The 25945-nt window shown below is 66.9% G+C and carries 20 protein-coding genes; 2 read left to right on the top strand and 18 right to left on the bottom strand.

The genetic code is table 11. The features are described 5' to 3' along the window. Positions 1–2 precede the first annotated feature (2 nt). The 17 genes from V6Z91_RS19360 to V6Z91_RS19280 form a co-directional block, all read right to left on the bottom strand. The gene (locus V6Z91_RS19360) at positions 3–1244 is read right to left on the bottom strand and encodes an aromatic ring-hydroxylating dioxygenase subunit alpha (RefSeq protein ID WP_338759837.1); all 1242 of its coding nucleotides are present in this window, start codon (positions 1242–1244) and stop codon (positions 3–5) included. 143 nt (positions 1245–1387) lie between these two features. Then, positions 1388–2578, bottom strand: a complete 1191-nt coding sequence (locus tag V6Z91_RS19355; RefSeq protein ID WP_338759834.1) for a hypothetical protein — start codon at positions 2576–2578, stop codon at positions 1388–1390. Positions 2579–2662: 84 nt separating this feature from the next. Further along, on the bottom strand, positions 2663–4213 hold the full coding sequence (locus V6Z91_RS19350; protein ID WP_338759831.1) for a BCCT family transporter: 1551 nt from the start codon (positions 4211–4213) through the stop codon (positions 2663–2665). A 384-nt stretch (positions 4214–4597) separates the two neighbouring features. Continuing rightward, positions 4598–5656: a GlxA family transcriptional regulator gene (locus V6Z91_RS19345; RefSeq protein ID WP_338759828.1), complete on the bottom strand. Its 1059-nt coding sequence runs from the start codon at positions 5654–5656 to the stop codon at positions 4598–4600. A gap of 152 nt (positions 5657–5808) precedes the next feature. After that, positions 5809–6174 carry a hypothetical protein gene (locus tag V6Z91_RS19340; protein WP_338759825.1) on the bottom strand — a complete coding sequence of 122 codons (366 nt, stop codon included), beginning with the start codon at positions 6172–6174 and terminating at the stop codon, positions 5809–5811. 3 nt (positions 6175–6177) lie between these two features. Next, positions 6178–6957 carry an electron transfer flavoprotein subunit beta/FixA family protein gene (locus V6Z91_RS19335; RefSeq protein ID WP_338759822.1) on the bottom strand — a complete coding sequence of 260 codons (780 nt, stop codon included), beginning with the start codon at positions 6955–6957 and terminating at the stop codon, positions 6178–6180. Positions 6958–6967: 10 nt separating this feature from the next. Further along, positions 6968–8074, bottom strand: a complete 1107-nt coding sequence (locus V6Z91_RS19330; RefSeq protein ID WP_338759819.1) for an electron transfer flavoprotein subunit alpha/FixB family protein — start codon at positions 8072–8074, stop codon at positions 6968–6970. Beyond that, positions 8075–9943, bottom strand: a complete 1869-nt coding sequence (locus V6Z91_RS19325) for a (Fe-S)-binding protein (RefSeq protein ID WP_338759816.1) — start codon at positions 9941–9943, stop codon at positions 8075–8077. Position 9944: 1 nt separating this feature from the next. After that, positions 9945–12005 carry an NADH:flavin oxidoreductase gene (locus V6Z91_RS19320; protein ID WP_338759814.1) on the bottom strand — a complete coding sequence of 687 codons (2061 nt, stop codon included), beginning with the start codon at positions 12003–12005 and terminating at the stop codon, positions 9945–9947. 9 nt (positions 12006–12014) lie between these two features. Next, positions 12015–12536, bottom strand: a complete 522-nt coding sequence (locus tag V6Z91_RS19315) for a DUF5943 domain-containing protein (RefSeq protein ID WP_338759811.1) — start codon at positions 12534–12536, stop codon at positions 12015–12017. 65 nt (positions 12537–12601) lie between these two features. Then, positions 12602–13573, bottom strand: coding sequence for a dipeptidase (locus V6Z91_RS19310; RefSeq protein WP_338759808.1), 972 nt, complete (start codon positions 13571–13573; stop codon positions 12602–12604). 13 nt (positions 13574–13586) lie between these two features. Then, positions 13587–14858 (bottom strand): serine hydroxymethyltransferase, encoded by a 1272-nt coding sequence (locus V6Z91_RS19305; RefSeq protein ID WP_338759805.1) that lies wholly within the window; start codon positions 14856–14858, stop codon positions 13587–13589. Between the two features lie 28 nt (positions 14859–14886). Beyond that, positions 14887–16263: an L-serine ammonia-lyase gene (locus V6Z91_RS19300; RefSeq protein ID WP_338759802.1), complete on the bottom strand. Its 1377-nt coding sequence runs from the start codon at positions 16261–16263 to the stop codon at positions 14887–14889. A 9-nt stretch (positions 16264–16272) separates the two neighbouring features. Then, positions 16273–16968 (bottom strand): sarcosine oxidase subunit gamma family protein, encoded by a 696-nt coding sequence (locus tag V6Z91_RS19295; protein ID WP_338759800.1) that lies wholly within the window; start codon positions 16966–16968, stop codon positions 16273–16275. Beyond that, positions 16961–20017 carry a sarcosine oxidase subunit alpha family protein gene (locus V6Z91_RS19290; protein WP_338759797.1) on the bottom strand — a complete coding sequence of 1019 codons (3057 nt, stop codon included), beginning with the start codon at positions 20015–20017 and terminating at the stop codon, positions 16961–16963. The genes V6Z91_RS19295 and V6Z91_RS19290 overlap by 8 nt, the downstream gene beginning before the upstream one ends. Beyond that, positions 20014–20307 carry a sarcosine oxidase subunit delta gene (locus V6Z91_RS19285; RefSeq protein ID WP_338759794.1) on the bottom strand — a complete coding sequence of 98 codons (294 nt, stop codon included), beginning with the start codon at positions 20305–20307 and terminating at the stop codon, positions 20014–20016. The genes V6Z91_RS19290 and V6Z91_RS19285 overlap by 4 nt, the downstream gene beginning before the upstream one ends. 13 nt (positions 20308–20320) lie before the next feature. After that, a complete protein-coding gene (locus V6Z91_RS19280; protein ID WP_338759791.1) occupies positions 20321–21577 on the bottom strand; it encodes a sarcosine oxidase subunit beta family protein in 1257 nt (418 codons plus the stop codon). A 617-nt stretch (positions 21578–22194) separates the two neighbouring features. Between V6Z91_RS19280 and V6Z91_RS19275 the strand changes: the two genes are divergently transcribed. Further along, positions 22195–23205, top strand: coding sequence for a GlxA family transcriptional regulator (locus tag V6Z91_RS19275; RefSeq protein ID WP_338759788.1), 1011 nt, complete (start codon positions 22195–22197; stop codon positions 23203–23205). Positions 23206–23214: 9 nt separating this feature from the next. On the opposite strand, the gene V6Z91_RS19270 is transcribed toward V6Z91_RS19275, so the two are convergent. After that, on the bottom strand, positions 23215–24237 hold the full coding sequence (locus tag V6Z91_RS19270; protein ID WP_338759786.1) for a PAS domain-containing protein: 1023 nt from the start codon (positions 24235–24237) through the stop codon (positions 23215–23217). A gap of 215 nt (positions 24238–24452) precedes the next feature. Here V6Z91_RS19270 and V6Z91_RS19265 point away from each other — a divergent pair, with 215 nt between their 5' ends. Beyond that, positions 24453–25919 (top strand): aldehyde dehydrogenase family protein, encoded by a 1467-nt coding sequence (locus V6Z91_RS19265; RefSeq protein WP_338759784.1) that lies wholly within the window; start codon positions 24453–24455, stop codon positions 25917–25919. Positions 25920–25945: the final 26 nt, after the last annotated feature.

Here is a 25945-nt window from a genome sequence, read left to right as displayed (position 1 = left end):
TCTCACCCGATCTCCGTCGACAGGCGGCCGATGTACCAGTTGCAGAATTTCTCCACCAGCCCCTCGGTGAACGGCGAGTACGGCCCCGGTTCGTAGGCCGGGCTGGCGATGCCGCTTTGCGACTGCTCGCACAGCTGGCGGTCCTGGGCGTTGGTGGCGTTCCACACGGCGGTCAGGTTCGCCACGTCATAGTCCACGCCCTCGACGGCGTCCTTGTGCACCAGCCAGGTGGTGCGTACCAGCGTCTTGTCGACGGCGATCGGCAGCACCGTGAAGGTCACGATGTGGTCGGCCATGAAGTGATGCCAGGAGTTCGGCTGCGTCCAGAACGACAGCGCGCCCAGGTCGGAGCGCTGGAATTCGCCCAGGCGCCTGCTGCTGGCGGCCTTGCCGTTCATCGTCTGCGCCTCGCCGCCACGGTCCAGCGGCAGGCGCTGGGTGCGGAAGCCCGTCACGCGGTCGTCCAGGTGGTCGATCTCGGCGCTCGGCAAGCCCATCGCCTCCCACTGTTTGTGCCGCTCTTCCAGGATGCGGTTGTATTCGTTGATGCCGTCGCAGGTTTCCGGCGTGGGCGCGTAGCCGAAGCCGTATTCGAACAGCGAGCGGGTCAGCTCCGGATGGCTGCCGCGGCAGTGGTAGCACTCGCGGTTGTTTTCCATCGTGAGCTTCCAGTTGCAGTTCTCCACGATGTCGATCTGCGCGGCCACCTTGCAGTCCGCCACGCGGTGCTGTTCGAGATACGGCGTCATCGAAGCGGCCAGCAGGTCGATGTCCGCCGGCGGCTCGTCGGCCAGGCAGACGAACAGCAGGCCAGCGATATTGCGCAGGTGGACGGGCTTCAGGTTGTGCGTCTTGCGGTCGAAGTCGTCGCCCATGTGCTCGGCGAACATCAGTGCGCCCTTCAGGTCGTAGGTCCACTGGTGGTAGGGGCACACCAGGTTGCCCACGGCGCCCTTGTGCTCGTTGCACAGCCGCGAGCCGCGGTGGCGGCAGACATTGTGGAAGGCGTTCACGCCGCCGTCGCCGTCGCGCACCAGCAGGATCGAGGTCTTGCCGATGTCGATGGTGAAGAAGTCGCCGTCTTCCGGCACGGCAGCTTCCGGCCCGGCATAGATCCAGTGCCGGCCGAAGATCAGTTTCAGGTCCTGTTCAAACACCGCAGGGTCGAGGTAGAACGGCGCTTCCAGGCTGTAGCCGGGTTTGCGGCGTTCCAGGAGGGTGCGAAGGTCGGGAGTTCGGTTCATTGCGGTCGCTTTCTTGCTGGGTCTATGACTCTGGTGGACATTCATCTATGACAACGGCATGACTTCATGTTCGATCAAAGCCGCCGGCGGGACTTGTCTTTTTGCGACGACTTTGATGAGCATTGCGACGAGCGCGGCCGGCGTCAGAAGTAATACCCCGCCTGCAGGTTGATGCGGCGGGTATGCCCCTGGTGTTGCGCTGACGTGGACGCCAGCCCGCCGAAGTCCGGCGACATGTACGGATGGTGCTTGCCGAGCATGAAATCGGCATAGAAGAACCATTTGCCGGCGGCGAAGCTCATGCCGGTCACGTTCTGCGTCGAGTCGCGGTAGCCGCCCACGCGCTTCTTGAGCATCGACCAGTCGTTGTAGACCTTGAAGCCGTTGAACGGCCCCACCTTCCAGGGCAGGTCGTAGCTGACGTTGGCGATGTAGATGTCGCCTTTCGCGGCCACTGGATATGGGTAGCCGAACGCGCCCATCATCACGAAACTGTTCGGATCGAGCCCGCCGTAGGTCTGCGTGGCCGTGTGGCGCGTGCGGTAGTTGTAGCGTAGCGCTTCGAGCATCACGCCGACCGGGCCGTAGGTGCCCTTGTAATGTAAGGCAAAGGCGCGCCGGCGGCTGTCTTGCCCGGCGCCGTTGCGGATGTCGCCCACCAGTGCGGAAACACCGGCCTCGTGCTTCGCGGCGCTCCCGAACTGCCAGGCGGCGCGGCCGATCAAGGTATTGCGTTCGCGGTCGCTCTGCCCGGTGCCATAGCCCTGCTCGGGGTCGTCCGGCACGATGTTGTACGAGTAACGGTTCGACGCCCCGGCCGTGTTGTCGCCGCCGCCGTAGGAACCGCCGTCGCGCGGGAAGAAACCCAGCTGCCACTGGAACGGGCCGGGCGCGCTGGCGTACGTCACCCCGAGGTCGTATTTATCCTCGAAGCCCGCGTAGAACGCGATCGACTCGTAGAAATTGTTCGAGGCGAAGGGCGACAGGCCGAACGGATTGCGATCGACGCCCACGTGCAGCTCGCTCTTGTCGGCGAAGCGCACGCCGGCCCAGCCGTGGTGCAGGAAATGCTGCCAGTAGCCGCCCTGCCCCGTCGGGAAGCGGTTGTAGCGGTATTGCGCGGAGCCGATCACCTGGCCGTCGTCGTACTTGACGTCGAGGCGGGCCGTGTCGAGGCCGAAGAAGCCGCGCGGCTTGTCGTCCTGCCAGCTCTTGTGGACATAGTTGAAACGGATCGCGCCGCCGACCTTGAGCGGCGAGCTCGCCTCTTCCTGTGCTTGCGCCGCGGTGCTGGCTACCAGGGCGGCGCAGCACAGGCATTGGATGGTTTTCACGGATGTGTCTCCCCACGGCGCTGCGTGGCGCCGTTTCGCTGCTGTTGGAGAAAAGCCGCCGGCGAATGCCGGCGGCGGGAGGCATTACTTGGGTTCCTGGGCGACGGCCTTCATGAAGCCGACCATCAGCACCAGGATCAGGGCCATGAACGGCGGTCCCATCGCGATGGCGCCCGCCTCGATGGCCTTCAGCGCGGACTTGTCGCCGATCACGAACAGGATGATCGTCACCAGCGCGATCATGATGAGCCAGATGACCTGCTGGAGTGCCGGCGTATGGGGATTGCCGCCCGCTGCCAGGTTGTCGACGACGATGGCCGCCGAATTGACCGAGGTGACCATGAAGATCACCAGCAGCGCCACGACGGCGACGGAGGTAAAGCCGAACAGGGGCAGGCCCTCGAGGAAGCGGAAGATGGCCGTGTCCACGTCGCCCAGGCCGTTCGCGAAGGTCGGCGAGCCGGCCAGCATGCCGTCGATGGCGCTGCTGCCGAAGGCCGTAAACCACAGGATGGACACGACGGTAGGGGCCACCAGCACCACGCCCACCATCTGGCGCAGCGTGCGGCCCTTCGAGATGCGGGCAACGAAGATGCCCACCAGCGGGCCCCAGGTGCACCACCAGGCCCAGTAGAACACCGTCCAGCCATGCAGCCATTCCTGGTCCGGCCGGTCGACCCAGTTGCTCAGGGGGATGAAATACTGTGCATAGTCGGCGGTCGTGCTGGCGGCGCTCGCGAGGAACGCCGTGGCGCCGGCCCCGCTCACGACGGCCAGGAACAGGGCCAGGGCGATGAACATATTGAGGTTGCTGAGCACCTTGACACCCCGGTCGAGGCCGCGCAGCAACGTGAAGGCCGACACCGCGACCACCACGCCGATGAACAGCATCTGGTAGGCAAAGCTGTTCGGCACCCCCAGCATGTGGGTGATGCCGGCCGTGGCCTGCATGGCCGCCAGGCCGATCGACGTGGCATGGCCGAACACCGTGAGGATGACGGTGAACACATCGACCGTATGGCCGATCGCACCCTTGTGCGCCTTGCCGATGAAGGGCTGCAAGCCGGAGCTCAGCGAGAACGGCAAGCCCTTGTTGTAGCCGAAGTAGCCCACCACGACGGCGGTGGTCAGGTAGATCGCCCACGGGTGGAAGCTCCAGTGGAAGATCGTGGCGCCCATCGCCGCGTGGGCTGCTTCGGGCGTCGCTTTCGTCACGCCGAGCGGCGTCTGGAACCAGGCCGTGTAATGGGCGACCGGCTCGGCCACGCCCCAGTACAGCAGGCCCACGCCCATGCCGGCGGCGAACATCATGCAGAACCAGGAGACCGTCTTGAACTCCGGCTTGGCGTCCTTGCCGCCGAGGCGGATGCTGCCATAGGGCGTAATGGCCAGGACCAGGCAGAACAGCACCATCAGGTTCCCGGCCAGCATGGTAAACGAATCGAAGTGTTTCAGGCTGCCCTTCTTGACTTCCTCCAGGTAGTGGCTGGCGGCCGGGGGATCGACCAGGGCCGCCACCACCATGACCAGCATGAAAACGATCGAGACGGGAAAGATGAACTTGTGAAAGTTCAACCCCATTAACGTGATATTGGCTTCAGGGCGAAAATCCACCCCGCCCGCAGTGTGCTTCATCTTGCCTCCCAAATAGTGAATCCCATCGGATGGACCCATCGGTCGCAATGATTCTTCTGGCGGTGGCGGGCGAAACCTGCGTCGCGCCCGCCGGAGCCAGCGGAGGAAATGGAACGGTCGTTCACGCATCGGTACTGGCTCCGTGGTCCGCTTGTCAGCGGCCAGACTCAAACATACCGAGAGGCTGGGGAGGCAAGTGTGTCAATAGCGACAACCTGTTGACTGCATTCGTCAGGCGATGAAACGCGTGGTGGAAGGTGTGCTCGAGGCCGATTGAGGGTGCAGCAGGGGTTTCGCGGAGCATGCTCCGCGCCCGCGGAACGGCGTGGGCCCGCAGGCTCACGCCCGGACCTCAGCTTTTTGCGTCCGGGGTGCATGCATGCGCTAACGGGCCGCCGTCTCGACGGCTACCTCTGGCGCGAATGCCGGCGGCGGGATCGGCACGGCCGCGTTTCTGCGCGCCGCACTCGGCGGATGCCCGAACTGCTCCCGATACGCCCGGCTGAAATGGCACGACGACTCGAAGCCGCAGGCGACGACAACGTTCATGATCGACATGCCGGTCTGCGTCAGCAGCTCGCGAGCGCGGCCGAGGCGCAGCCGCAGATAGTACTGGTGCGGCGCCATGTCCAGATAGTGCCGGAACATGCGCTGCAACTGGCGCGGCGACAGGCCGACGCGCCGCGCCAGCTCCGCCATCGGCAGCGGTTCCTCGATGTGATTCTCCATCAGCGTGGACGCGTGCACGAGCTCCGCGCGGCTGAAGCCCAGCCGCGCGGCCAGCGGCACGTGCTGGCGGTGCGCCGGGTCGCGCATGCGTTCGACGGTAAACTGTGCCGAGACGGCACTGGCGAGCGCCTTGCCGTAGCGCGCGGCGGTGATGTGCAGCATCAGGTCGATGGGCGCCGTGCCGCCCGAACAGGTGATGCGGTCGCGATCGATGGCGAACAAACCGTCGCTGAAATCGACATCGGCGAATTCCTCGCGCAGCGCTGCCATCTGCTCCCAGTGGATCGCGCAGCGGTAACCGCGCATCAACCCCGCGCGCACGAGCGCGTGACTGCCGGTACACAGCCCACCGAGCACGATGCCCCCCTTCGCCAGGCGCACGAGCGTGGCATCGAGCTCCGGCGAACAGGCTTCGTGCACGCGGATGCCGCCGCAGACCAGCAGCATGCCGGGTTGATCGATCTGCGCGACAGGAATGGTGGGATTGAGCGGCAAGCCGTTGCTGGCCCGCGCGGGCCGGCCGTCGAGTGTGGCGATTGTCCAACGGTACAGTTCCCGGCCGCTGGCGCGGTTGGCCATGCGCAGCACCTCGATCGCATTGGACAACGCGATCATCGAGTAATCCTGCAGGGTGAGGAATACGATATGCAGGGCGGTATCTCCCTGCGATGGGGGCGTGCAGGGAGAAATGCACGGGGACATGTGCGAGGACATGCGACTTCCTGAAGTTGCAACGCGCGGCCGGCACCGGTGGCAAACACCGTGACGGCGGGAGCTGCATCGTCAAATGCTAGCCGCGCGTTGCATCGCTGTCAATCGGCGATAGTCCTTCTTGGCGCTGTCCGCGCCGGCAGCGCCACTTCCTTTCAGGCCGCCAGTGCGGCCTCCCGCCCCGCGCGCGCCTGCGCCAGCCGCAGCGTGACGCCGCCCGTGGTCAGGGCAACGTCGACGTGCCCGATGCGCTCGTCGTAGTCGAGCAGGAAGGCGATCAGGTCGCAGACCGCCCTGCCCGGCTCGGCGCTCGACGCCGTATCCGACCAGGCGCCCAGCACGTGCTCGCAGATGGGCTGGTAATTGATGCAATCCTCGATCGTTTCCGGCACGGCGGGCGCCAGTGCGTGCAGGGTGATGTCGACGGTGGCGGGCTGCCAGTCGAACCGGCCGTGGCCGGTGCGCAAGGCGGTGTCCAGCGCGCGGACCTCGATGGTCCAGGGAATGAGGTGCGTGGCCATGGCTCAGAAATCGATCAGCCGGTGTTCGCGCAGGTAATCCAGCAGCACCTGCGCCTTTTGTTCCGCACTGCCGGTCTTGACGACCTGGCCGCCGCGCGCCCCGCCATCGCCGCCGATGGCCCCCATCATACGGCTGTGCCCGCTTTGCGCCAGCTTCGCCTTGAGCGGACGCGGGCGGCGCGTCGCCGGTTCGAATTGCCAGGCCTGCGCGCCCGGCGCGCGGTTGCCGATGGCGCCCGCCACGTAGGTGACCCTTCCGGCCCGTGCCCGCGCATAGGCGTACTGCCGCGTTGCCGGCGCGCGTGGGTGCACGGCCAGCACGGCCGGCAGGCTCACCTCGAGGCGCCGGCGCATGCCCTTGGGCAGGAACTGCCGCACCGTCAGCGTGCGGCCAGTGGCCGTCGCTTCCAGCACGTCGCCCACCACCGGCACACCCAGGCCTTCGGCCAGCAGGTAGGGCAGCATGCCGGACGCCGCCTGGCCGTCCGAGCGCATGCCGCACAGGACGAGGTCGAAACCCTTCAGGCGCGCCAGCAGCGCGGGCAGCACGTCGTCCGTCGAGGCCACGGTGAGCACCTCGATCGCCTCGGCGCCGAGCCCCAGATAATCCTCCAGCGCTTCCTTGCCGGCCATGCCGGCCGACAGCACCGTCAGGCGGCCGGCCGGTGCCAGGCTGCAGCCGATCTCCAGCGCGGCGGCATCGCTGCCGCTTTTCACCGGCGCGTTGCTGACCGGGTGGCGCGCGGTCGAGACCAGCACCGCGATCTTGAGCGTGGTTGTCATGTCGCCTCCTTCAATGTTGGGCGGCCTTGCGGGCCGCGGTCACCTTGTCCAGCAGCGCGCGCATCAGCGCCTGCGCATCCTCGACCAGGGTCAGGTTGGCGCGCTTGGCGATCGGCGCGCTCTCGTCCAGGTTGACGGCGATGACATGCCGGCAATCCTTGATCCCCTGCAGGTGCTGCACGGCGCCGGAAATGCCGAGCGCCAGGTAGGCGCTGGCCTGCACCGTCTTGCCGGTGGCGCCGATCTGCTTGGCGCGCGGGAAGCGGCCATCGTCGACCGCCACGCGCGAGGCACCCGTCGCGGCACCCAGCGCCAGGGCCAGCGCGCCGAAGGTTTCCATGTCGCGCATGCCGTTGCCGCCGGAGAGGATGAAGTCCGCCTCTTCCAGCCCGATCTGGTCGGGGCTGCTGTTTTCCAGGCCCAGGTCGCGCACGCCCGGCTGCGTGGCGGCGGGCACGGCGCCCTCCTCCACCATGCCGTGGCCGATGAACGGCAGCGTCGTGTCCGCCGCATGGCGGGCCAGAAGCACCACCTGCGGCAGGTCGCAACGGGCAAAGCGGGCACCCGGCACCAGGCGGCAAGCCTTGCCGTCGTCGAGCTCCACCACGTCGGTGGCGATGCTGCGCCCGGTGCGCGCCGCCAGGCGTCGGCCCAGGTCGCCATCACTGCCCCGGTCCGGCAGGAAGATGTGGGCCGGCTGGTAGCGCTCGATCAGCCGCTCGGCCAGTGCCAGCTCCTGCTCGGGGCAGAAGCGCGTCACATCCAGGTCCGGTACGTTGACCACCGCGTCGGCGCCGCACTCGCCCAGGTCGGCCGTCGTGCCGCCCAGCACCGCCACGGCCACGCCGGTGGCGGGATCGGCCAGCAATGCTGCCGCGGCGATGGCCTGGCGCGCATGTTCGTCGAGCATGCCGCGGTCGGCGTGCACCAGCACCAGCGAGTGGCGCTCGAACGGCAGCGTGCTGCGCGGCTGTTTGCGGGTGCCGGTGCGATGCGCCTGCAACAGCTCGCGGGTGCCTTCCTCGGCACCAAGGATGATGCGCTTGAGGCCCGCATCGGTGAGCACATAGGGGCGGCGCGGATTGACGCGGCGCGCCACGGTTTGATGACGTTCCATTTAATCTCCCAGGCGCTGGACGACCAGCTCGGCAAGTTCCATCACTTCGGGGCGCGGGCCGACCACACCCTCGAGCATGGCGGTGCAATTCGGGCAAGCCACGGCCACCACTTCCGCGCCGATCGTGCGCGCATCGACGATGCGGATATCGGGAATACGGGTCTTGCCCGGAATGTCGGTGAACGGCGCACCGCCTCCGCCCCCGCAGCAGCGGCCCTTTTCGCGCGACCGCTCCATCTCGCGCACGCCGATGCCCAGCGCCGCCAGCACCTCGCGCGGCGCCTCCAGTTCGCCGTTGTAGCGGCCCAGGTAGCACGGGTCGTGGTAGGTCAGCGGCGCGGCCAGCGCTTCGCCCTTCAGGCGGATGCGCCCTTCCTTGAACAGCCTGGCGATCAGGCCGCTGTGGTGCAGCACGTCGTAGCGGCCGCCCAGTGCCGGGTATTCGTTCTTCATGCAATGGAATACGTGCGGGTCAGGCGTGACGATGTGCTTGAACTGGAGCTTCGACAAGGTGGCGATGTTGCCCTGCGCGAGCTTCTGGAAGCCCGCTTCGTCGCCCAGCCGGCGGGCCAGGTCGCCGCTGTCCAGCTCCGCCTCGCCCAGCACGGCGAAGTCGACCTTGGCATGCTTGAGCACCTTCACGAGGGCACGCAGGGCGCGCTGGTAGCGCATGTCGAAAGCGCCCTCGCCGGCCACCAGCAGGTAATCGGTGCGGGCGCCCGGCACCAGCACCGGCACGTCCAGGTCGATGGCCCAATGGTAGCGGACGGCACGCGGGAAACCGCCCACGGTCTGCGTGTGGCGCAGGTTTTCCAGCGCCTGGGCGCCCTTCCCCGGCACCGCGCCATCGACCAGGGTCAATGCGCGGCGCATGTCGACCACCGCGTCGACGTGCTCGATCAGCATCGGGCACTCCTGCACGCAAGCGCGGCACGTGGTGCAAGACCACACGGTTTCGGGATCGAGCAGGCCCTGGAAGATCGGCTGGTCCGGCGCGCCGCCGTGCTCGCCCACCGGCTTGCCCGGATACGGCGTGCCGGCATAGCCCGCGTCGGTCTTGCCGGACAGGCCAACGACCATGTCCTGGATCAGTTTTTTCGGGTTCAGCGGCTGCCCCGCGGCCAGCGCCGGGCAGGCCGCCTCGCACTTGCCGCACTGCACGCAGGCGTCGAACTGCAGGAGGCGGTTCCAGGCGAAATCGGCCGGTTTCGTCACGCCGTAGTCGCCGCCTTCCAGGTTCAGGGGCCGCAGGTCGGTCGAGCGGCGGCCCTCGAAGCGCTGCTGGCGCGGGTGGAAGGCCAGGTTGAGCAAGCCGGCGACGGCATGCTTCATGGGTCCGCCCATGCCGATGCCCAGCGCCAGTTCGGCGGCGCCGAGCGCCAGCAAGGCAATGGCCAGCAGCGCCGGCGCCTGCGCGCCCTGCGGCGCATACCAGGCGGCCAGGCCGGCACCCAGCGCGAACGCGGCCAGCGTGAACGGCAGGCGCATCCACGGCCCGCGCGACAACCTTGCCGGCGGCGCGCGGCGGCGCCAGGCCACCATGGCGGCGCCGGCCAGCATCAGGCAGGAGGCGCCCAGCAGCACGCGGTCGAGCACGGGCGAATACAGCGCCAGCCCGTAGTTGATGCCGATGACGAGCAGCGCCAGGATGGCGCCGCCGGCCACCGCCACGTGGGTGCGGGCGATGAACGGTTCGCGCGCCACCACGTGGTGCAGGTCGACGAAATAGCGCTTCGGGATCGTGAACAGCTTGCCCAGCGCGATGCGCTGCGGGCGACCGTTGCTCCACAGGCGCGCGCGCTGCACGAAGCCCAGCAGCATCAGCGCCATGCTGGCCCAGAACGAGATGGTGATGATGTTGGCAAGCATGTCAGAAGTCCTTGCAAAGACGCAGAGAGTCGTAGATCGCCGCGTGGATGTTGTGCATCGAGACGCAATCGCCGACGCGGAACAGCAGGAACTCGCCATCCTTCAGCTCCTGGTCCAGCCGCGGTTGCGGCTCGGCCGCGAACAGCTTGTGCACGTCCGTCTCGCCGCGGTTCAGCGAGAATTCCTTCAGTTCCCAGTACAGGCCGTCGTTCGGCGTGATGCCGTTCTCGATCACCACCTGGTCCACCTCGCGCTCTTCCAGCTCCTCGGTGTACTCGTTGCGAATCGTCGCGATCACCTTCTCGCCTTCGCGGCGCACGGCGTCGAGCCAGTAGTTCGGCGTCATCACCACGCCCTGCGAATACATGCGGCGGTAGAAGATCGGGAACGTGGTGCCGCCCACGTCGTCGCCCACCTTCACGTCCGGCGTCACGATTTCCACGAGATTGCCGCGGCTGGCGATGAAGTCGGCCGTGCCGGCACCCGCGTGGGCGCTGATGCCGTCGTACACGAGCACGTTCTTGCCCGGCGCGACCTTGCCGGACAGGATGTCCCAGCTGCTCACGGCGAGACCGTCGGCCACGTTCCAGTGCGGGTTCTCGTTCGTGTGGCTGTTGCCGCCGGTCGCCATCACCACGATGTCCGGCTTCTCGGCCATGATCGCGCTCACGGTGGCGGCAGTGCCCAGCCGGCGGTCCACGCCGAGCCGCTTGGTCTCCATGTCGAACCAGCGCACGATGCCGGCCATCTGCTCGCGCTGCGGCGCCTTGGCCGCCAGCAGCACCTGCCCGCCCACCTGGTCATTCTTCTCGAACAGCACCACGTCGTGGCCCCGCTCGCGCGACACGCGCGCCGCTTCCAGCCCGGCCGGGCCGCCGCCGACGACGACCACCTTGCGCCGCCTGCCGCGCGATTTCTCGATCGTGTGCGGCATCGTTTCCTCGCGGCTCGTCGCCGCGTTCTGGATGCATAGCACGTCCAGGCCGTTGTACTGGCGGTCGATGCAGTAGTTGGCGCCCACGCACTGCTTGATCTGGTCTTCCCTGCCGTCGCGGATCTTGATGACGAGGTGGGGATCGGCCATGTGCGCGCGCGTCATGCCGACCAGGTCGCACATGCCGTTGGCCAGGATGCGCTCGGCCTGCACCGGGTCGCGGATGCTTTGCGCGTGCATCACCGGCAAGGTCAGCACCGATTTGATGCCGGCGGCCAGGTGCACGAACGGTTCCGGCGGCAGCGCCATCGGCGGCATGCAGTTGACCAGGGTGTTGTGCGTGTCGGCACCGGAGCCGACGATGCTGATGTAGTCGATCAGGCCGGTCTTTTCCATCGCGACCGCGATTTCCTTGAGCACGTCGTGGGACAGGCCGTCTTCGTGGAATTCGTCGCCGCACATGCGCAGGCCCACGCAGAAGTCGGGCCCTACCGCGTCACGCACCGCCTGCAGCACTTCCACGCCGAAGCGCATGCGGTTGGCGAGCGAGCCGCCGTATTCGTCCGTGCGTTTATTGGTCCGCTGGCTCCAGAACTGGTCGATCAGGTGCTGGTGGGCGGCGGAAATCTCGATGCCGTCCATGCCGGCCGCCTTGACGCGCCTGGCGGCGGCGGCGAAGTCGCCGACGATACGCTTGATTTCATGCAGTTCGATGGTCTTGGCGTTACCGCGGTGGACCGGCTCGCGCACGCCGGAAGGCGTGAGCAGGTGCGGCCAGTGCTCGCCGTGGTAGTTCGAGCGGCGGCCCATGTGCGTGGCCTGGATCATGATCTTCGCGCCGTGCTTGTGCATCGTGGCTGCCAGCCTGGCCAGCGGCTCGATCACGCGGTCGTTCGACAGGTCGACCGACTTCCACCACCCTTGCGGGCTGTCGATCGACACGGGGCTGGAGCCGCCGCAGATGCACAGGCCGACGCCGCCCTTGGCCTTTTCTTCGTAATAGCGGATATAGCGCTCGCCCGGCACCCCGTTTTCGGCGTACACCTCGGCGTGGGCGGTGCTGATGATGCGGTTGCGGATCGTAAGCTTGTTGAGCGTGATCGGCGCGAACAGGTTCGGGTAACGCATGCTGGCCTCTTATTTCGGTTCGACGATGAAGACGCAGTGGTCGTGGTCATGCTCGGCCGCGCAGTGCGCTTCGCGGCTGGTGGTCACGTAGCCGCGGCCGGTATCCTTGCCCACCCAGTCCATGGCGCCGGAGAACCAGCCGGCGAACATGTAGCACAGGCGGTCGTGCGACTCGGGCTGGGCCAGCACGAAGGATGAGTTGTGCAAGGTGATGCGGGCGTGGCCGGTCGCCTCGTCGTAGGATTCGAAGGCGAACAGGCCCCAGCCGCGCTGCGACAGGCGCTTCAGGTAGTGTTCATAGACGGCCATGCCGGACAGGCCATGCGTGGCCGCTTCCTTGGCGCACCAGTAGTAGGCCGATTTGTAGCCGGCATCGTAGAGCTGCTGGGCGTACTGGTCGCGGCCCAGCGCGGCCTCGATGGCCAGGTGGTTGTTCGTGAAGAAGTGGCGCGGCACGTACAGCATCGGCAGGCCATCGGTGGTCCAGACGCCGGTTTCCTCGTTGACGTCGATCGGGAGTTGGGGTTTCATCGGGAATACCTTTCTGTTCTGTTCAAGGGAACTGGCGGTAATGCGGTTTATCCGGCGGGCCGGCGCTATGCCCCCCACACCTCGCGGAACACGTTCACCCAGTTATCGCCCATCACCTTGCGGATGCGCGATTCCTTCCAGCCAGCCTTCTCCATGGCCGCGGTCAGGTTCGGAAACTCGCCAATGGTGCGAATGCCTTCCGGATTGATGATCCGGCCGAAGTTGGTGAGCCGGCGGTGGCGCCCCTTGTCGTGCGTGATCCAATCGAAGAAGCCCTTGTCGTAGCCCTGCGTGAAGTCGGTGCCGATGCCCACGCAATCCTCGCCGGCGATATTGATCACGTAGTCGATCGCTTCCACGTAGTCGTCCACCGTGGCTTCGATGCCGCGCTTGAGGAAAGGCGGGAACATCGTCACGCCGATGAAGCCGCCCCGCTCGGCGATGAAGCGCAATTGCTCGTCGCTCTTGTTGCGCGGGTGTTCCTTCAGGCCGGAAGGCAGGCAGTGCGAGTAGCACACCGGTTTCGTGGATGCCAGGATCGCTTCTTCCGACGTGGCGCCGCCCACGTGCGACAGGTCGACCATGATCCCCACGCGGTTCATCTCGGCGATCACTTCGCGTCCGAAGCCGGACAGGCCGCCGTCGCGCTCGTAGCAGCCGGTGCCCACCAGGTTCTGCGTGTTGTAGCACAGCTGTACCACGCGCACGCCCATGTCGGCGAAGGCTTCGATATAGCCCAGGTTGTCCTCGAACGCATGGGCGTTCTGGAAGCCCAGGATGATGCCGGTCTGGCCCTTGCGCTTCGCGGTGAGGATGTCCTCGGTGCTGCGCACCAGCGACACCAGTTCGCTGTTTTCGCGGATCAGCTTCTTCATGTCGGCGATATTGGCCACCGTGTCGTTGAAGCCTTCCCAGACGGAGACGGTGCAGTTGGCGGCGGTCAGGCCGCCTCGGCGCATGTCTTCGAAGATGTCGCGGTCCCACTTGGCGATGATCAGGCCGTCGATCACCACGGATTGGTCGTGCAGTTTGCTCATGGCTCTTGTCCTGTCAGTAGATGGGGAATTCCTTGCACAGCACGGAGACTTCCTTGCGCACGCGCTGTTCGACCTCGGCATTGCCCTCGGGCCTGTCGCGCAGGCTTTGCAGCACTTCCAGGATCAGCGTGCCGATGCGGCGGAACTCGTTCTCGCCGAAGCCGCGCGTGGTGCCGGCCGACGTGCCCAGGCGCACGCCCGAGGTGATGGTCGGCTTCTCGTCGTCGAACGGAATGCCGTTCTTGTTGCAGGTAAAGCCCGCGCGCTCCAGCGCCTGTTCGGTGGCATTGCCCTTCAGGCCCATTGGCCGCAGGTCCACCAGCAGCAGGTGGTTGTCGGTACCGCCCGTGACCAGGTCCACGCCGCCGGCCACCAGCACTTCGCCCAGCGCCTTGGCGTTGGCGACGACGCGCTCGATATAGGTCTTGAACGCCGGTTGCAGCGCTTCGCCGAAGGCCACCGCCTTGCCGGCGATGACGTGCATCAGCGGGCCGCCCTGCAGGCCGGGGAACACGGCCGCGTTGATCTTCTTGGCGATGTCCTCGTCGTTCGTCATGATGATGCCGCCGCGCGGCCCGCGCAGCGTCTTGTGGGTGGTCGAGGTGGTGATGTGCGCGTGCGGCACCGGGCTCGCGTGCACGCCGGCGGCCACCAGGCCGGCGATGTGCGCCATGTCCACCATCAGGAAAGCGCCCACCGAGTCGGCGATGGCGCGGAAGCGCGCCCAGTCCAGCTCGCGCGGGTAGGCCGAGAAGCCGGCGATGATCAGTTTCGGCTTGTGTTCCTGCGCAAGACGTTCCACTTCGTCGTAGTCGACGCGGCTGTCTTCACGGCGCACGCCGTATTGCACGGCGTTGAACCACTTGCCCGACAGCGCAGGCTTGGCGCCGTGCGTGAGGTGGCCACCGGCGGACAGTGCCATGCCCAGCACCGTGTCGCCCGGTTTCAGCAGGGCCAGCATGACGGCGCCGTTGGCCTGGGCGCCCGAGTGCGGCTGCACGTTCACGTAGGCGGCGCCGAACAGTTGGCGGGCGCGGTCGATGGCCAGCGTTTCGATCACGTCGACTTCCTCGCAGCCGCCGTAGTAGCGCTTGCCCGGATAGCCTTCCGCATATTTATTGGTCAGCACCGAGCCCTGGGCTTCCAGCACGGCTTTCGAGACGATGTTCTCAGACGCGATCATTTCGATCTGGTCGCGCTGGCGGTGCAGCTCGCCGGTAATGCCGGCCATCACGGCCTGGTCGGATTCGGCGAGGGTGTTGCGGAAGAATGCGTGGTTCGACATGGGTTCTCCGGTATCGGGTTCAAATAAGTCAGCAACTCACCACGTTGACGGCCAGGCCGCCGAGCGAGGTTTCCTTGTAGTTCACTTGCATATCGACGCCGGTCTGGCGCATCGTTTCAATGACCTGGTCGAGCGAGACGAGGTGGCTGCCGTCGCTCATCAGTGCCATGCGCGCGGCGTTCACCGCCTTGATCGCGCCCATGCTGTTGCGCTCGATGCAGGGCACCTGCACCAGGCCGTTCAATGGGTCGCAGGTCATGCCGAGGAAATGTTCCATCGCGATCTCGGCCGCGTTCTCCACCTGCTCGGGCGTGCCGCCCATCACGGCGGCCAGGCCCGCGGCGGCCATCGAGGCCGACACGCCGATCTCGCCCTGGCATCCCATTTCCGCCGCCGAGATCGAGGCGTTGCGCTTGTAGAGCATGCCGATCCCCGCGGCGGTGAGCAGGAAGGTCAGCACGGCTTCGTCCCCGGCCTGCGGCTGCGAACGCGTGTAGTAGCTCAGCACCGCCGGGATTACGCCCGCCGAACCGTTGGTGGGCGCCGTGACGACCCGGCCGCCGGCCGCGTTTTCCTCGTTGACGGCGATCGCGAAGGCGCTCAGCGTGTCCATGAACGCGAATTCGACGGGCAGCTTCCCTTCGGCGCCATGCATGGCTTGCCGGTACAGGCGCGGTGCGCGGCGCTTCAGGTTCAGGCCACCGGGCAGCACGCCCTCGGCAGCCAGGCCGCGCTCGACGCAGTTGCGCATCACGTGCCAGATCTCGAGTACCCGCGCGCGGGTCGTGGCCGGGTCCTGGTAGCGCGTCTCGTTGTGCAGCACCACGTCGGCGATGGTGCAGTCGCGCCGCTCGCACCAGGCCAGCAGTTCGGCTGCGCTGGTGAACGGGCAAGGTTCATCGTGGTCCTGCACCGCACCGTCGGCGCCGGCCGCGATCTCGTCTTCATCCTTGACGGCACCGCCGCCGATGGAAAAGTACGCGCGCGCCAGCAGTACCCCGCCCGCCTCGTCGAAAGCCGTGAGCCGCATGCCGTTCGGGTGCTGGGGCAGGACCTCGCCCATGTGCAGCAGCAGGTCCGTTTCCTCGTCGAAGCGGATCGAGCGCTCGCGGTTCAGCATCAGGCGGCCGTCGCGCTTGACCTGGTCGACGCGCCCCTGCGCCGACGCCGGATCGACGAGGTGCGGCACCTCGCCCAGCAGGCCCAGCTTGACGGCGAAATCGGTGCGGTGGCCGATGCCCGTCAGCGCCAGCGAACCGTACAGGTCGGTGCGCACGCGCGCCACCCGGCCCATGTGCGGCGCCAGCGCCTGCAGGAAGCGGTTCACCGCCAGCATCGGTCCCACCGTGTGCGAGCTCGATGGGCCAACGCCGATGCGGAACACGTCGAAGATGGAAAATGGCATGAGTGCTCCTCAGACCAGGCGCAGGACCGGGTGGGTCGGTTTCGGTTCGAGGGCGACGATGCCCAGGCCGTAGGGGCGGGCCGCTTTCGACAGCAGGCGCCATACGTAGTCCGCGAAACTGCGGCGGAACACGAGGAAGAGGCCCTTGTCGTCGTTGCGGAACACGGTGATCGTGGCCTTCTGGCACACAGTACTCACGACCTGGCCGGGCCCGATCGCCTCGAAGTCGTACACGCCCACGTGGCGCAGCAGCGTGACCTGGTGCTCGCCGGTCAGGTAGACCATCGTCAGGCCGCCGGAGTTGTCCACCACCTGGGCGTGAAAGCCTTGCAGGGCCGCTTCCAGGCCGGCGATGAAGTCCTGCCGGGAATTGCGCTCGCAGACGAGCAGCCATTCGTCCGGCCCCTGCCACAGGGCCAGGCCGTGCGTGAACGGCACCACGGTGCCGGGAACGCGCGGCAGCGCAACGCCCAGCGCGCCCTTCACGGCATTGGCGAAGGTGGAGTCGGTAATGTCGCCGCGCAGGATCACGTAGCCCAGCAGCGGCAGCTCGTTCATCCACACGCCGCACTCGCCGTTCTGGCGCCGCGCCTGGGCCGACAGGCCGAAGGCATGCAGCGGGCTCTGCGCGTAGGGGGCGAAGGCGACGCCGGTGCGCGCCTGCGGCTCGAAGGTCTCGGCCAGCTTCAGGTTGGACTTAGACATGTTGACGCTTCCCTTCAGGATCAATGAACACGGGTGACACGATCTTCGCGGCCGTCATGGCGCCGCCATCCCAGGCGTGGAACACCTCGCCCTCCTTCGCCAGGCCGCCTTCGATCAGCGCCAGGGCGATCGAGCGGCCCAGGTAGGCGCTGTGGTAGCTCGACGTGACGCGGCCGACGCTGCGCCGCGCCAAGCTTCCGGCGTGGGCGGAATGGCGGCTTGAATCCGCGCTGCCGTCGACGATCTGCGCGCCCTCGGCCAGCACCACCTTCGGGTCTTCCGTCATCAGCCCGACGAGCTGCTTGCGGTCGCCGCGCGCCGTGTCGGCGCGGGCCAGCGAGCGCTTGCCGAGGAAGCTGAACGGCTTCTTCATGCTCACCGCCCAGCCCATGCCCAAGTCGATCGGCGACACGGAACCGTCGGTATCCTGGCCAACGATGATGAAACCCTTCTCGGCCCGCAGCACGTGCATCGTTTCGGTGCCGTACGGCGTGATGTCGAATTCCGCCCCGGCCGCCATCAAGGTTTCCCACATGTAGTGGCCGTAGCTGGCATCCACGTTGATCTCGTAGGCGAGTTCGCCGGAGAAGCTGATGCGGAACACGCGGGCCGGCACGCCGGCCACGGTGCCGACGCGGCAATCCATGTACTTGAACGCTTCCGGCGACAGGTCGATGTCGGTGCACAGCTTTTCCAGCACCTTGCGGCTGTTCGGGCCGACCACGGCACAGGTGGACCAGTGGTCGGTGACGGACGACAGGTACACCTTCAGTTCCGGCCACTCGGTCTGCAGCCACTTCTCCAGCCACGTCAGCACGCGCGCCGCGCCGCCGGTGGTGGTGGTCATCATGAAGTGCTGGTCGCCCAGGCAGGAGGTCACGCCGTCATCCATCACCATGCCGTTCTCGTCCAGCATCAGGCCGTAGCGGCACTTGCCCGGCGCCAGCTGGCTCCACGCGTTCGAATACACGCGGTTGAGGAATTCGCGCGCATCCGGGCCGCGGATATCGATCTTGCCCAGCGTGGACGCATCCATCATCGCCACGCTGGTGCGGGCGGCCAGCGCCTCGCGGTTCACGGCGGCGTGCAGGTCCTCCCCCGGCTTCGGGAAATACCAGGGGCGCATCCACTGCCCCACCGTCTCGAACAGCGCGCCGCGCTTGACGTGCGATTCCTGGGCCGGCGCATAGCGGCGCGGGTCGAACGTGTCGCCGACCATCGAGCCGGCCAGCGCGCCGAAGGCGACCGGCGTGTAGGCCGGGCGGTAGGTAGTGGTACCCACCTCGCCGATCGGCTTGCCCAGCGCGCGGGCGGCGATCGCAAAACCGTTTACGTTCGACAGCTTGCCCTGGTCGGTACCGAAGCCCAGGCCGGTGTAGCGCTTGACATGCTCGATCGAACGGTAGTTCTCGCGCACGGCAAGTTCGATGTCCGATGCCGCCACGTCGTTCTGGAAGTCCACGAAGGCCTTCGCGCCATGTCCTTCGCGCTTGCCGTCCGGCACGCGGAAGATGGCGCGCGGCTGGGCACTCTCGACCGGCAGGCGGGTGCCGGCGACCTTCGGGGCCGGCGTCGACACCTTGCGGTCGAGCTGGGTGCACATGGCGGTGACGGCCCTGGTCGTTTGCGCCAGCGCGGCCTGCAGGTCGAATTCGCCGACGACGGCGCCCACGCAGGCGATGCCGGGGCGGCCCAGCGCCGGGGCCACGAAGGCCAGGCGCTTGTCGTCCCACGCCGGGCGGCTGCCGTTGTGGCAGAACAGGTGCACGTTGGGCGACAGGCCGCCCGACGACAGCAGCAGGTCGCAATCGACGCGCGGGCCGCTGCCGATCACGGCGTCGCGCTGCCCGTCGAGCTGCACCAGCTGCGCGCTCTTGACGATGCGCCGGCCGTTCGCCTGGGCGATGCCGTAGCCGTTCAGGATCTCGACGCCGGCTTTCCTGCTCGCTTCGGTGCAGGCCGCGAGGGCGCCGGCGGCACGGGAATCGCACAGCGTGACACGGGCACCGGCCGAGGCCAGGTCGACCGCCGCGCCGTAGGCGCAGTCGTTGTTGGTCAGCACCAGCACGCGCTCGCCAGCGCGCACCGCGTAGCGGTTCAGGTAAGTCTGGCCGGCGGCCGCCGTCATCACGCCGGGCAGGTCGTTGTTGCCGAACACCAGCGGACGTTCGATGGCGCCGGTGGCCAGCACCACGTGGCGGGCACGGATCTTGTGCATGCGCTGGCGCGGCATTTGCGCATCGCGCCGCGACGGCGCGATGTGATCCTGCATCAGTTCCACGGCCTGCACGAGGTTGGCGTCATGCATGGCGAACGCCGTGGTGCGCGGCAGGCGCGTCACGTTCGGCAGCGAGTCCAGCTCGGCCAGGCAGCGGCGCAGCCAGCTGGCGGGTGCATGCTTGTCCAGCACGGCGTTATGGTCGGACAGCAGCCAGCCGCCCATCTCGGCCTGTTCGTCGACCAGCATCACGCGCAGGCCGGCGCGGGCGGCGACCAGCGCGGCCCAGATGCCGCAGGCGCCGCCGCCGATCACCAGCACGTCCGGATGGTGGTGCAGGTGGTCGTAGTACTCGGGGTCCGGCTCGACGGGCGTGCGGCCGTAGCCGGCGGCGCGGCGGATCACGTCCTCGTACAGCGGCCACATCTTGGCCGGCGCCATGAAGGTCTTGTAGTAGAAGCCGGCCGGCATGAAGCGGGCGGCGCGGCCCATGATGCTCTTCACGTCCACGTTCAGCGACGGCCAGCCCGTGGTGGAAAAGGCTTTCATGCCCTGGTACAGCTCGACCTGCGTGGCCTTCAGGTTCGGCACGGTGCCGGCGCCGCGCTCGAGCTGGATCAGCGCATTCGGTTCCTCTGCGCCGTGGCCGATGATGCCGCGCGGCCGGCCGTACTTGAAGCTGCGACCGATCATGCGCACGCCGTTGGCCAGCAGGGCCGAGGCCAGGGTGTCGCCGGCGAAGCCCTGGTAGGACTCGCCGTCGAAGGAGAAGGAAATGCGCTGGTCGCGGTCGATGCGCGCGCCTTGGCGGTTGACACGATGGGAGCTCACGCTTGTTCCTCCAGGTAGATCCGTTTTCCTTCGGCCAGCGTCCAGCAGCCGGCGATTTCATGGGTGTAGGTGTGGCGCTTGACGGCAACGACCTTGCGGCAGGAGGCCGAATGCAGCCATTGCTCCCAGTGCCAGCCCTTGCTGTTCTTGCGCATGAACAGGTAGTCGCCCCATTCCTCGTCGCTCACCCCGTCCGGCGCGGCCGGGCGCGCGATGTATGCTTCGCCGGCATAGCTGAACTCTTCTTCTTCGCGCACCTCGTTGCAGTGCGGGCAATGAAACTTCAACATATTCGTTCCTCCGTCAGTGGGCGACGCCTGCGGCACCGTGTTCGTCGATCAGATGGCCGCTGTGGAAGCGGTCCAGCGCAAAGGCTTCGTTGAGCGGGTGGGCATGGTCGTTGGCGATGGTGTGGGCGAACACGTTGCCCGAGCCCGGGGTGGCCTTGAAGCCGCCGGTGCCCCAGCCGCAGTTGAAGTACAGGCCCTTGATCTTGGTCTTGCTGATGATCGGGCAGGCGTCCGGCGACACGTCGACGATCCCGCCCCACTGGCGGTTCATGCGCACCCGCGAGAACATCGGGAACAGCTCGATGATGGCGGCGGCCGTGTGCTCGATGATGTGCGGGCTGCCGCGCTGCGCGTAGCTCAGGTAGCTGTCGATGCCGGCGCCGATCACGAGCTCGCCCTTGTCCGACTGGCTTACGTAGCCGTGCACCGCGTTCGACATCACCACCGTGTGCAGCACGGGTTTGAGCGATTCGGACACGAAGGCCTGCAGCGGATGGCTTTCCAGCGGCAGGCGGATGCCGGCCATCTTCGCCAGCGTGCTCGAATGGCCGGAGGCCACGCAGCCGACGCGGTCGGCGCGAATCGTGCCGCGCGAGGTTTCCACGCCGCGGATACGGCCGCCCTCGATCAGCATGCCGGTCACCTCGCACTGCTCGATGATGTCCACACCCAGGTTGCTCGCCGCACGGGCGAAGCCCCAGGCCACCGCGTCGTGCCGGGCCACGCCGGCGCGCGGCTGGTAGCTGGCACCCATGATCGGATAGCGCGCATTCGGGCTGGCGTCGATCATCGGGATATGCTCCTTCACCTCGGCGGCGGTGAGCACCTGCGCATCGATGTCGTTCATCAGGTTGGCGTTCACGCGGCGCTCGATGTCGCGCATGTCCTGCAGCGTGTGGCCCAGGTTGAACACGCCGCGCTGGCTGAACATCACGTTGAAGTTGATCTCCTGCGACAGCCCCTCCCACAGCTTGAGCGAATGCTCGTACAGCATGGCGGCTTCATCCCAAAGGTAGTTGGAGCGCACGATCGTCGTGTTGCGGGCGGTGTTACCGCCACCCAGGTAGCCCTTCTCGATCACGGCGATGTTCTTGATGCCGTGCTCCTTGGCCAGGTAGTAGGCGGTGGCCAGGCCGTGGCCGCCGGCGCCGACGATGATCACATCGTACGAGGCCTTCGGCTCCGGGCTGCGCCAGGCCTGGTCCCAGCCTTCCTGGCGCTGGAAGCCCTGCTTGAGCAGGCTCCACAATGAGTAGTTTTTCTGTGGCATATCGGGCTTTCGCAAGTGGGGGTGATGTGGGTTCCATTATTGGGACCGTTACGAAATGCAAATTGATCGGATAAGACGGGGAGTTGTCTGATTCCGACATCGTGTGGACGCGCGGCCACGCGGGGGCCTGCTGGGAGAGCCGGTTTGCTTGAAGCGGACGTTCGCTTGTCCTATCGCGACATGCGGCCACCGCTGAGCGGGAAAGCCTTGCGCCGCGGGGCGCCGTGCCCGATGATGAAGCGTCGCGGCACCAAAAACGTGCGCATGTCGCGCGAGCGCAACTCCTGATGGCGTGTACGCGTTTGCCTACAGGAGGCGCCAAGGGGCATTGACGAAATGCGCCATTTCGCGCGGCCCGCAAGCAGTTGTTGCGTGGCGCGGCCGCGTGTATATTGCGTGCGAATAAACAAGAGCGCCTGACAAAGCCCACATGGCGAGGCGCAGCGTCGAAGACAGTACCTTAGTACGGCGAGACGCTGCAACGCAGCCATGGGGGCTTTGGCAGGCGCTCAGAGCAGGAACAAGAAATGCTAAGAATAGGTGCAGCTCATATCACGCACCAGTATTGCCCGTACCGCCACTGACTGTCGGTGGCGACGGGCGCGAAGGAGACAGCCTTGTTGAATGCCATCCCCCTGAAGAAACCCCGGCTTTCCGTCGGTTTCGTCCTCGCGCCGAACTTCACGATGCTCGCGTTTTCGGCCTTCATCGACACGCTGCGCCTGGCCGCCGACGACGGCGACCGCAGCCGCCCCATCCACTGCACCTGGAGTGTCCTCAGCCACGACATGCGGCCCATCAAGGCCAGTTGCGGCGTGGAGGTCACGCCCACCGCGGGCCTGGATGATCCGGCGACGTTCGATTACATCGTGGTCGTCGGCGGCCTGCTCACGTCGCTGAAACTGCCGCCGGCGATGAACGATTACCTCAAGCGCGCCGCCGACAAGGTGCCGCTCGTCGGCATCTGCACCGGCAGCTTCGCGATCGCGAGACTCGGCCTGATGAAAGGCCGGCGCACGTGCGTGAGCTGGTACGTGCATGCGGACTTCACGAATGAATTCCCGGACCTGCAAGTGAGTTCGGACGAACTGTTCATCGACGACGGCGACCGCCTCACGTGCGCCGGCGGCACGAGCGTCGTGCACCTGGCCGCCTATCTCGTCGAGCGCCATTGCGACAAGGCGCGCGCGGCGAAGGCCATGCGCATCATGATCGAGCACGCGCCCCTGCCGGCGAAGACGCCGCAGCCGCAGCCGCTGTTTACGCGCACGACGGAGGATATCCGCGTGCGCAAGGCGATGCTGCTGATCGAGCGCCACCTGTCCGACCCGCTGCCCACCGAGTTCATCGCGCAGCACGTGAACGTGAGCGTGCGGCACCTCGAGCGGCTATTCCAGGCGGAGCTGGGCATGAGCCCCCTCGCCTTCGCGTTCGAGCTGCGGCTGAACAATGCGCTGAACCTGCTCACGTCCACGCGCAGCTCGATCATCGACATCGCGCTGCAATGCGGCTTCCTCAGCAACTCGCACTTTTCGCGCTGCTTCCGCAACCAGTACGGCAAGACGCCGTCGCAGGTGCGCGAGGAAGCGAGCGGCAAGGCCGCCGCGGCGGTGCCGGTGCTGTGGTAGGTGGGGCGCCTAGGCCTTTCGCTGCGCCGTCACGTCCTGCGAGGCACCGACCATCGTCACGGCGTTGCCGTGCTCGTCAAGCGCGACCTCGCCTTCCTCGTGGATGTGGCGCTCGCTGCCGTCCGGCAGGGTGATGCGGTACTGCACGCGGTACGGCGCGTTGTCGACGATCGCGGCGCGCAGCGCCGCCTGCACGCGCGGCCGGTCTTCCTCGACGATGGAAGCAAGGTAGCGGTCGATCGTCACCTTGAACGCCTGCGGCGCCCAGCCGAAGATGCGGTAGGCCTCGTCGGTCCAGATGCAGTCGTCGGTCTGGATGTTCCACCACCACGCGCCGAGGTGGGCGATCTCCTGCGCCTTGGCCAGCAGCGCCTCGCTCTGGCGCAACGCCGCCTCGGCGCGACGGCGCTCGGTCACGTCCAGGCTTACGCCGATCATTTTGGTCGGCCGCCCGTCGCCGTCGCGCAGCAGCGTCGCGCGCGACGACAGCCAGCGCACCGTCTCGCCGTGCACCACGCGGAACTCCCACTCCAGCATTTCGCTGGCATCGAAGGTGCGCCGCAGCGCCTCGCGCAGGCGCGCCACGTCGCCAGGGTGCACGCAGGACCAGAATTCCTCCATGCTGCGGATGTGCCGCCCGAACAGCACGCGGTCGTTGGACGAGTAACGCAGGTGGTCCGTCATCACGTTCCACTCCCAGCTCACCACACCCGATACTTCCTGCGCCAGCTTCATGCGCGCCTCGCTCTCCATGATGTCGGCCAGGTGCTTCTTGCGCACTTCGCGGATATGCGGGTCGGTCGCGATGCTCGCCTCAAGCTCCATGATGGCCTGTTCCCCGTAGCGCAGCCACAGCCAGTTCACGCCCAGGAAGCGCGCCAGGTCGAGCAGGCGCGCATGCTCGATCTCGCCGCCGCGCGTCCACTTGTGCACCGCCGCCGGAGACACCTTCAATGCCTCGGCCACCTGCTTCATCATCATCTTCCGGTCTTCCAGCACGCCTTTCAGGCGCTCGCCGAACGTTTCTTCCATGCACGCGGCCCCGTCTATTTAACTGTGAGTGAATTCTGGCCATCAGCATACAACAACCGCTCTTCCATGGCACAAAGATTATTAAATCCTGCTTGACGACGCTTGAGAACGGCTCATACACTCGACTCAAACAATCGTAAGTTAACTAATTTACTTTGAGTTAAACAATGCGACGACAGGCGCCGGGCAGCGCCTCAACCAACCGGAAACGAACAATGATCGAGACCCGACTCTTCATCGATGGCCAATGGCAGGCGCCCATCGGCAACGGCAGCCGCGCCATCATCAATCCCGCCGACGAAAGCGTGATCGCGCACGCCGCCGACGGTACCCGCGCCGATGCGCGGCGCGCCATCGCCGCCGCCCGCGCGGCCTTCGACGGCCCCTGGCGCCACGGCACGGCCCGCGAACGCGCCAGGCTGCTGCACCGGATCGCCGACCTGGTCGACCGCGACGCCGGCGAGCTGGCCCGCCTGGAAACCCTCAACACCGGCAAGACGCTGGGGGAAAGCCGCACCGACATGGGCGACATCGCCGCCACGTTCCGCCACTTCGCCGCGCTGGTCGCCGCCGAATCGGGCGCCGTGAACGAGGCGCCCCATCACGTCATCAGCCGTACCCTTCGGGAGCCGGTCGGCGTGTGCGGCCTGATCACGCCGTGGAACTATCCGCTGCTGCAGGCGGCCTGGAAGATCGCGCCCGCGCTGGGCGCCGGCAACACGGTGGTCGTGAAGCCGAGCAACCTGACGCCGTTGACGACGTGGCACTTCGCCCGGCTCGTCGAGGAGCTGGACTTGCCGCCGGGTGTCTTCAACCTCGTCACCGGCGGCGCCGAGGTCGGCGCCGAGCTGGCCGAGAGCCATGACGTCGACCTGGTGTCCTTCACCGGCGGCGCGCTGGCAGGCGAGAGCATCATGAAGGCCGCCAGCGGCAACTTCAAGCGCATCGGGCTGGAGCTTGGCGGCAAGAACCCGAACATCGTGTTCGCCGACGCCGACCTCGAGACGGCCGTCGACTATGCGCTGAACGCCGGCTTCTTCCATGCCGGCCAGGTATGTTCGGCCGGGTCGCGGCTGATGGTCGAGGACAGCATCCACGATGCCTTCGTGGAGCGGCTGGCCGCGCGCATGGCACGCATCGTGGTCGGCAGTGGCTTCGACAAGGAAACGCAGATGGGCCCCGTGCAATCGCTGCACCAGCACGAGAAGATCCTGGCCATGGTGCAGGCCGGCATTGCCGAGGGCGCGCGGCTGGTCCACGGCGGCAAGCGCCCGGCGGGGGATGTCTTCCGGCGCGGCTTCTGGCTCGAACCCACGCTGCTGGCCGGCGTGACGGCCGGCATGCGCATCGCGGGCGAGGAGATCTTCGGCCCCGTCATCACGGTGGAACGCTTCGCCTCCGAACAGGAAGCGCTGAGCGCCGCGAACGCCACGCCCTACGGCCTGGCGGCGGCCGTGTGGACGCGCGACCTGGACAAGGCCAACCGCATGTCGCGCGCGCTGCGCTTCGGCACCGTGTGGGTCAACGACTACCACCCGTATTTCCCGGAAGCGCCGTGGGGCGGCTTCAAGTCGAGCGGCATCGGGCGCGAGCTCGGTCGCATCGGCCTGGACGAATACACGGAACTCAAGCACAGCTACATCAACCTCGCACCGAAGCCCATGGGGTGGTTCGGCGCCTGAGCGGCAGACAGCGACAGGAGATCGTC

The sequence above is a fragment of the Massilia sp. METH4 genome (assembly GCF_037094685.1).
GTDB lineage: Bacteria > Pseudomonadota > Gammaproteobacteria > Burkholderiales > Burkholderiaceae_D > Rugamonas.
This window is presented reverse-complemented; position numbering and strand designations above follow the sequence as displayed.